General features: G+C 41.4%; 1 pseudogene. It reads right to left on the bottom strand.

The features are described from left to right. Window positions 1-135: 135 nt before the first annotated feature. Window positions 136-213: pseudogene (locus Xedl_RS39535) on the bottom strand (IS1 family transposase); the annotation flags it as partial. Window positions 214-309 lie beyond the last annotated feature (96 nt).

Below are 309 nucleotides of genomic sequence, written 5' to 3' on the forward strand. Positions count from 1 at the left end.
TGGGAAAGACTATGGGAAGGATGGTTCATATTACAAACCATCCTTGAGGGTTACTTGCTTGCACAGTCTCTTGAGCTATAGATGTGATCAAGAGACAGCTGCTAGGCAGGGTCATGCTCCCAATGATTAGATCTGTTATAAAATAGAGTATTCACGTTCAATGAACGTACCTACCACTTTGTCATGCATCTCTTCGGATTTAGAATAACCTAACGCGATGCTCGACTTTAACATCCTATAACATTGGCTTGTTGAAGCCAGTCGCGTTGACTTTTACCTTGTTGAAAATTGGCAAAAATACCCAACGTG

The organism is Xenorhabdus eapokensis, from assembly GCF_001908105.1.